We start from the raw sequence: 6,870 nt of genomic DNA, 5'->3' as shown, positions 1-6,870 counted from the left end.
GTACCAGCCAGCGGTCATTCTGGATGTGGGTCGCGATGGCATAACAACTGGACTGCGGCAGCGCCGGATCGTCGGAATCTACGCAGCTGTTCAATTCGTGAATCTGGCCGTCCAGAGGCAGTTGTGCAGGGATTTTCCGGATCGCTCCGTTCAGCGGTTTTTTTTGGCTGTCGAATACCCCAAAGGCATCCACGTTCGGCATATCGAACTGCATGCTGGTGGTCAGCGCTTCGATCAGTTGATCGCCTTGAAAACGCGAGAGCAGGTGCTGGCGCTGCATCAACGAGTGTTTGGCCAGACGGTTCATGTAACCGGAAACTTCGTAATAGAGCCCGCCCATCAGGACGCCGCTCCAGATCACGAACAACGTACTGTAGAGCGCCAGCAAGCGACTGGTCGAAGAGCTCCAGCCTTTAGAGGGGTTCAGCAATGACATAGCCCGAGCCTCGCATCGTCCGGATCAAGGGAGTCATGCCGGGAGGATCGATCTTCTTGCGCAGGCGCCCGATATGCACGTCGATCAGGTTGGTTCCCGGGTCGAAGTGATAACCCCATACTTCTTCGAAAATCATCATCCGCGAGAGAACTTGTCCCGGATTGCGCATCATGAATTCCAGCAGTTTGTATTCGGTGGGCAGCAGATTCAGCGGCTGATTGTTGCGAATGGCTTCGTGACTGATCAGGTTGAGTTCCAGATCGGCGACTCTAAGGGTGGTTTCGAATTCCCTGACCGGGCTTTTACGCCGCAGCAGCACTTCGACACGCGCGGCCATTTCGTCGGTGGCGAACGGCTTGGAGAGGTAGTCGTCACCGCCGGCACGCAGACCGCGTACGCGTTCGTCAACATCGGAGAGGGCGCTGATCATCAGGATGGGCGTCACCACGCCAATGGTACGCAGTGTGGTGACAATGGCCAGGCCATCGAGCTCGGGGAGCATACGGTCGAGCGTGATCAGATCGTAATTGCCACTGACCGCGCTCACCAGGCCTTCACGGCCATTGTCCACCCAGTCCACTTCAAATCCATGGCTTTGTAACTCGGCCACGATTTCCTTAGCCGTAACGGCATCATCTTCTATGGTCAAAATACGGGACATATCGGTTACCTAATGAAAAGACATTACCGGATGTCCAATTTTGCCAATAAAAATTGCCTGACTTTCTGATGAAAATTTCATGTTGGTGTGCCGAAGGCGCAGGCTGGCAGTTGATCAGCGCACTCGAGTCATCCCGCCTGAAAACAAAACACCCTGCGAAAGCTAGCCCTCGCAGGGTGTTCAGGTGACCATCTGATAAAGCCTCTTGCCGGTTTCACGGCAATAGGGTGGGCTGTCACCGGCTTATTCGGCTTTGATCTGCACGCTCTTTTCGCCTTTGATCATCAGGCTGCCGTTGGCCATTTTCACGTCTCCTCTTGCTCGTATCCCGAGGTGGGCCGCGAGCATCCCGCTTCCAGATGTCGATAGGTGTCGATATCTGTCAAACAGAGCATTTTCCTGCCATCCCTGAGTTCAATCCAGAACGTAACCTCTGCATCAGCCCGGGCCATGGCGGTGTCTGTCATGGACCAGGTGGGGGCTATAGCCATTGCAGCGGCCAAGCCCATTCCGGCACAGCCATGTGTCAGTGTGATCGGGGTTTGGTTTACAACGTTGATGTGTTTGATATCGGTAACCAGGATATTGATACCAGGCCACGGATAGAGTGCTGTCTCGATACTGACAACACCGGATTCGTACGCCCCCACTCCATGAAGAAAATCACCAGCTAGAACTTTTATTTTAGCCATGTGGAAATCCTCCCGACATCTGTTGCATCAGGGGCTATTGATGTTTTGTGATGACCTCGACGGCGGCCCATTTGACGCAGGGCATCGCAACCCGGTTCGCCACCAAACGTCAACAGATCCAGATTATTCCACGCCCCAAAAAGGGGCGCGTCAACGACTCTGCGACGAAATACGGTTGAACTGATGTCGGAGAGGGAGATAGAAGTTTGTGAGGACAAGGGCTGTCAAAGGCTAATAACCGCCACCGCCCATCCCGCCGCCCGTACTGCCAGATGGCTCTCTGGCCTTTTGCTGCATATGACTCCATTCCGCACACGTCATAAAGCTTTTGTGGTCGACTTTGCCTCGACCATCAAAACTGACGTTGAACGTGTGCTTTTGGCCGGCTTGCGTGAGCATGTAGTCAAAACAGGTGCCGGGCTCGACGGTGCGATCGCTGATTGATAAAGGCTTGCCGCCGATTTGCTGGACTTGATCCTTGCTCATGCCCATTTCTACCTTTGCGACCAGCGGTTGCTCTCGATAGACCGATGTCTCGGAGCTGCATCCTGCCACCGCGGACAGCACGACGACCAGTGCGAATAGACGAGTGTTCATGACTGGGCTCCCGAAAGTGAGTGTCGTGAAGAAACTCTTGGGTACATCAATAAAAGTAAAGTCGAGTTCGGCGGTGCACGCCAAATATCCTCAGGGCTGAGGAATTGGGGCGTGCGAGGGAAGGGCAGATAACAGAAAGCCCACGCGTGGTGGGCTTTTTGTTTGGGGGCTGGGTCCGTCAGCGATCTGGAGTGTGCTCCTGGGCCCAGAGGCTATCAACGACGAGGCGACGAAGCGTCAGGCCAGCATGCGGGACTTGCGAAAAGGAGCAGGAGCGACGTTCGGATGCGCGCGAAAAGGTTCCTTTTCGATAGATTTGTTCTCAATTCTGCAACAGAACGTTCTCTCAATTACGCTGGATGTCTACCCGGCCTCGCGTTACATTTGCCACATTTTATTGCAGGGAACAATTATGCGAATTTTGATCGGCGCGCTTGCTGTTGCAGCGTTGGCTGGGTGCTCTTTGCCAGCATCCTTGGTGCCGGGTGAACCCAATGTCAGCGAGATCACTGCCAAGGTTCCCAAGGATTACGCCCAGTGCGTTCTGCCGGCCTGGCAGCGTGAGATCCCTAAAACCACCCAGACTACGATTTCAAACGGCTACAGGATTACTGCGCCAAGCGTTGTGACGGCCGATGAGACGCTGGATATCGTGAAGTACAAGAATGGGAGCCGCATATCGCTGTATCAAGGCCCGCCGTGGGCCAAATCCAGCGCGCTGATGAAGTCGGTGCACGACTGTTTGTAGCTCATGAGTCAGCAGGGCGGGGGGAAACTGACGTCGCCCCCCCTCAATAAACTTATAGATGCAGCCACGCCAGCGAACCCAGCACGACGCTAATGCCTGCTGCACTGTACGCCATCCGTTTCAGCCATTCCTTGCGCGTCAACAAGGTGATCGCCGCCAGCGAAATTGCAATCTGAATCGCCGTCATTGCCTGTGCCCAACGGTGATGCTGGTGCAATGCCAATTCTGATTTTGCATCCCACTCGCGAGCTTCGGCTTCGAGTTCTTCCGCTTTCTTGCGCACTGCTTCCTTTTCGGTCTTGTAGCGTTGCGCTTCGGCGGTGTAGTGCGCGGCATCCAGGCCGGGGATGTGAATCGCCAGTTCAGAGAGGTTTTGTCGGCTGGATTTCGCCTGGTAGTAATTCCACTCGTTGGAGGCTTCGGTTTTCTTGATGGCAGCGTTGTTCTTGTCCATCGCCGCTTCGCTTTCCGTGGAGCCCGCCTGATAGCTGAGCATGGCACCGATGGTCGCCATGATCGCGGTCATCACCGCTATCTTGCTGGCAAAACTGTCTCCGCGGGCCTGGGCGTGCTCGGTAGCGTGTTCCAGATGCTTTTCGTGCGGGCTAGGGACTTCGAAGTCTTCAGTCATGACTTTGGTCTTTGGGGAGTGAATAAGTATCAAATTGTAACTGGAGTGAATGCCAAAGGCGCTATCTCAATCATCCGGGCCATTGCGACTTGCATACTGCTGCAACCCTTCAACCAACGCGTCGAAGGTCGCGCGGCAGCKCGGGCTGTTGCGCAAGTCCTYGTGCATGGTGACCCAGGTTTCCAATCCCAGCGAAAACGTCGTCGACAGTACACGTTGCAATGCTCCATCACGCTTGGCCAGCGGAACCTGGCAGAAGCCGATACCGGCCCCCGCGCGTATCAATGCCAGCTGCGCCAGATCGCTGTCGCTGCTCAGTGAGAAGAGCTGGCGGTCAATGCCTTTGATGGACTTGCTGATACTGCGGATAAAGGCGTTCGGCTGGTCGTAGCCGATGATCGAATGGCTGGCCAGTTCGTTGAGGTCGCGCGGCATGCCATGTTGGCTCAAGTACTCGGCGTGTGCATGCAGCCCGAGTTCGATATGACCGATCCGACGTGCCACCAGTTGCTCTTGGCGGGGGCGCATCATGCGCACGGCGATGTCCGCTTCCAGCTGCAAGAGATCCACCACGCGGTTAGTCAGTACAAGTTCTACTTTCAATGCCGGGTGTTGTTGGCGAAGCCGCGTGATGATTGGCGGCAACACCTCGACGCCAATCACATCACTGGCTGAAATACGGATAATCCCCTGAACTGCCGCACCTTGACTTGAGGCGGCTCGCTCAATCGAGGCCGCTGTATTTTCCATGGTTTGTGCGTGGGCGCGCAGGGTCAGTGCCACTTCGGTGGGCATCAGCCCTGTTTGTGATCGTGTAAACAAAACCACATCCAGCGCTTTTTCGAGCGCGGCGATGTGCCGGCCGACCGTAGGCTGTGTGATGCCGAGCAAGCGCGCCGCGCCCGACAGCGATCCTTCATTGAGTACCCCCAGGAAGGATCGATAGAGCTCCCAACCAATATTCGATGCCATGCATAAATGTATAGCGTCACGCTGATCTTCTGCAATTTATCTATAGCGTCCATTCGCTCAGGATCAAGCCCTCTATAACACTTGAAGGTGTCGGGATGAACAGCAACAAAGCGCTGGTACTGGGAGCGACAGGCGGGATTGGCGGGGAAGTGGCGCGTCAATTGAAAGACGCCGGTTGGGAGGTGTGCGCGCTAACACGTCATCTTGAGAAGGGTATCGATCAACACGCGGGTATCACATGGTTGCGCGGTGATGCACTGAATCGGCAGGAGGTTATCGAGGCCGCGAAGGGCTGTTCGGTGATTGTGCATGCGGTCAATCCGCCGGGCTATCGTCGATGGCCGGAGCTGGTGTTGCCGATGCTCGACAACACCATCGCTGCGGCCGTGGTCGAGGGTGCAACCATCGTGCTGCCCGGCACGGTTTATAACTTTGGCCCTGATGCTTTTCCGGTATTGCATGAAAGCTCACCGCAGCAGCCGCTTACCCGAAAAGGCGCTATTCGGGTGGAGATGGAGCAGCGCTTGCGCAAGGCTGCTGAAAAGGGTGCTCGTGCGCTGATCGTTCGCGCCGGGGATTTTTTCGGGCCGCGAGCCGGTAGCAACTGGTTTTCCATGGGCTTGATCAAGCCGGGGAGGCCCGTCAAGGCAGTGAGTTATCCAGGTGAGCAGGGCGTTGCTCACCAGTGGGCCTATCTGCCTGATGTTGCGCGGACCATGGTCGAGTTGCTGGAGCGCCGTACCTCACTTCACGCCTTCGAAAGCTTTCATATGGCCGGCCACCTGGACACCGACGGTACCTGTATGAGCGGTGCTATCCAGCGTGTTGTTAATCGGCACATAGGCATCAAGCCGCGAGTGACAGCGTTCCCGTGGTGGTTGCTGACGCTGGCTTCACCTTTTGTCGTGACCTTCCGTGAAATGCTGGAAATGCGTTATTTGTGGCGTACGCCGGTGCAGATGGACAATGCGCGATTGATCGCGGTGCTGGGGCGCGAGCCGCATACACCGTTGGATGAAGCTGTCGAAGCGGCGTTGCTGGGCATGGGGTGTATCCGTCAAGACGGCTTGGCGACTTATTCCTGATGCAAGAGCGCCAACAACTGTCTCCATTGGCGGTCACTGACTGCCTCGAGTTTCGCAGACAAAATAATTGCTCTTTCGATTCTTGGCAGTGAGATCTACTGTCAGCTTTTTCGCTGCAGCCATGCATTGTTTGTAAGCGTCAGCGTGTACCCAGTGTTCGACGGGTATCACCTGGCAGTCAGTACGGGAGGCGTCAGTGCATAGGTACAGCAGCAAAAATACTGTCATACGACCTCCCATGCACCCAACATCAAAACCGTGGGCTGAACTTAGTCCTTAGTATGTATGTCTCTCCAGCTTCAGCCAGCAGCATGGCTGATACTCAGTCAATAAAGGAATGCCACGTGATCATAACCACCACTCAATCCATCGAAGGCCGTCAGATCGCAGCCTACCTGGACATTGTTAGCGCCGAATCCGTGCAGGGCATCAACGTTGTGCGGGATATGTTCGCCGGAATGCGGGATTTCTTCGGCGGGCGCTCCCAGACGCTGGAAAGGGCGTTGAAGGAGGCACGAGCCCAGGCAACGGAAGAACTCAAGGAGCGTGCACAGAGTCTTCGGGCGGATGCGGTGGTCGGGGTGGACTTCGAGATCAGCATGCCCTCCGGCAAGGGCAGTATGCTGATGGTGTTCGTGACGGGAACGGCAGTGACGCTCAAGTAGGCTGACTGACGTTTTATCTGTCAGAAACAGGTCGATGAGGTCTGAGGCTTTTCCTGGCCGTTCGTCGGGTGTTGCGCATTTGAATCGGTGGTCCGGGAATGACCGGCTAGTCTCAAAAACCTTGAGGTCGGTATTTCTTTAGGCGATCAGTTGCTTGCCGGTATCGATCTGTCTGGAGGGACTGATAGATGAGCATTCCTTACATTGAAGATGATGGTGCTGAGTATCCGGTCAACAATTGTGTGCAATGTGGCCAGACGGATTATGTGGCGGGGTTTGGTGAAACGCCGACAAAGCCGGGCAAGGCCAGGCTGCCGGTGGTGACAAAAACCACCGCAAAGCCGTTCATGCCCAAGATCTCAGCGCCTGTACGCAAGTAATCG

The 6,870-nt window shown here is 55.6% G+C and carries 9 protein-coding genes and 1 pseudogene; 4 read left to right on the top strand and 6 right to left on the bottom strand.

What is annotated here, in order from left to right:
- From AC1DH9_RS17995 to osmE, 4 genes and pseudogenes are all read right to left on the bottom strand, one after another.
- Nucleotides 1-436, bottom strand: a pseudogene (locus AC1DH9_RS17995) (two-component sensor histidine kinase); the annotation flags it as partial.
- Nucleotides 414-1,097: a response regulator transcription factor gene (locus AC1DH9_RS17990; RefSeq protein ID WP_427540312.1), complete on the bottom strand. Its 684-nt coding sequence runs from the start codon at nt 1,095-1,097 to the stop codon at nt 414-416. The pseudogene AC1DH9_RS17995 and the gene AC1DH9_RS17990, both read right to left, overlap by 23 nt.
- 305 nt (nt 1,098-1,402) lie before the next feature.
- Nucleotides 1,403-1,789, bottom strand: a complete 387-nt coding sequence (locus AC1DH9_RS17985) for a hypothetical protein (RefSeq protein WP_477806108.1) — start codon at nt 1,787-1,789, stop codon at nt 1,403-1,405.
- Between the two features lie 231 nt (nt 1,790-2,020).
- Nucleotides 2,021-2,386 (bottom strand): osmotically-inducible lipoprotein OsmE, encoded by a 366-nt coding sequence (osmE, locus tag AC1DH9_RS17980; RefSeq protein WP_103315390.1) that lies wholly within the window; start codon nt 2,384-2,386, stop codon nt 2,021-2,023.
- A 412-nt stretch (nt 2,387-2,798) separates the two neighbouring features.
- Here osmE and AC1DH9_RS17975 point away from each other — a divergent pair, with 412 nt between their 5' ends.
- Nucleotides 2,799-3,134, top strand: a complete 336-nt coding sequence (locus AC1DH9_RS17975) for a hypothetical protein (RefSeq protein ID WP_427528277.1) — start codon at nt 2,799-2,801, stop codon at nt 3,132-3,134.
- 52 nt (nt 3,135-3,186) lie between these two features.
- Here AC1DH9_RS17975 and AC1DH9_RS17970 read toward each other — a convergent pair whose 3' ends face one another.
- The gene (locus tag AC1DH9_RS17970; RefSeq protein ID WP_427528275.1) at nt 3,187-3,765 is read right to left on the bottom strand and encodes a DUF4337 domain-containing protein; all 579 of its coding nucleotides are present in this window, start codon (nt 3,763-3,765) and stop codon (nt 3,187-3,189) included.
- A 66-nt stretch (nt 3,766-3,831) separates the two neighbouring features.
- On the bottom strand, nt 3,832-4,737 hold the full coding sequence (locus AC1DH9_RS17965) for a LysR family transcriptional regulator (RefSeq protein ID WP_477808521.1): 906 nt from the start codon (nt 4,735-4,737) through the stop codon (nt 3,832-3,834).
- A 95-nt stretch (nt 4,738-4,832) separates the two neighbouring features.
- Between AC1DH9_RS17965 and AC1DH9_RS17960 the strand changes: the two genes are divergently transcribed.
- From AC1DH9_RS17960 to AC1DH9_RS17950, 3 genes are all read left to right on the top strand, one after another.
- Entirely contained in the window at nt 4,833-5,822 is a 990-nt protein-coding gene (locus tag AC1DH9_RS17960) for an SDR family oxidoreductase (protein WP_427540303.1), read from the top strand.
- A gap of 344 nt (nt 5,823-6,166) precedes the next feature.
- Nucleotides 6,167-6,487, top strand: coding sequence for a YbjQ family protein (locus AC1DH9_RS17955; protein WP_427540300.1), 321 nt, complete (start codon nt 6,167-6,169; stop codon nt 6,485-6,487).
- Between the two features lie 188 nt (nt 6,488-6,675).
- On the top strand, nt 6,676-6,867 hold the full coding sequence (locus AC1DH9_RS17950; protein WP_427540297.1) for a hypothetical protein: 192 nt from the start codon (nt 6,676-6,678) through the stop codon (nt 6,865-6,867).
- Nucleotides 6,868-6,870 lie beyond the last annotated feature (3 nt).

Source organism: Pseudomonas sp. 05T35, assembly GCF_056396605.1.
The sequence above is the reverse complement of the archived record's forward strand: the minus strand, read 5'-3'. Positions and strand labels throughout refer to the sequence as shown.

Coding starts and splice junctions, on each gene's coding strand:
- AC1DH9_RS17990 (WP_427540312.1), bottom strand. CDS start 1,097: ATGTCCCGTATTTTGACCATAGAAGATGATGCCGTTACGGCTAAGGAA.
- AC1DH9_RS17985 (WP_477806108.1), bottom strand. CDS start 1,789: ATGGCTAAAATAAAAGTTCTAGCTGGTGATTTTCTTCATGGAGTGGGG.
- osmE (WP_103315390.1), bottom strand. CDS start 2,386: ATGAACACTCGTCTATTCGCACTGGTCGTCGTGCTGTCCGCGGTGGCA.
- AC1DH9_RS17975 (WP_427528277.1), top strand. CDS start 2,799: ATGCGAATTTTGATCGGCGCGCTTGCTGTTGCAGCGTTGGCTGGGTGC.
- AC1DH9_RS17970 (WP_427528275.1), bottom strand. CDS start 3,765: ATGACTGAAGACTTCGAAGTCCCTAGCCCGCACGAAAAGCATCTGGAA.
- AC1DH9_RS17960 (WP_427540303.1), top strand. CDS start 4,833: ATGAACAGCAACAAAGCGCTGGTACTGGGAGCGACAGGCGGGATTGGC.
- AC1DH9_RS17950 (WP_427540297.1), top strand. CDS start 6,676: ATGAGCATTCCTTACATTGAAGATGATGGTGCTGAGTATCCGGTCAAC.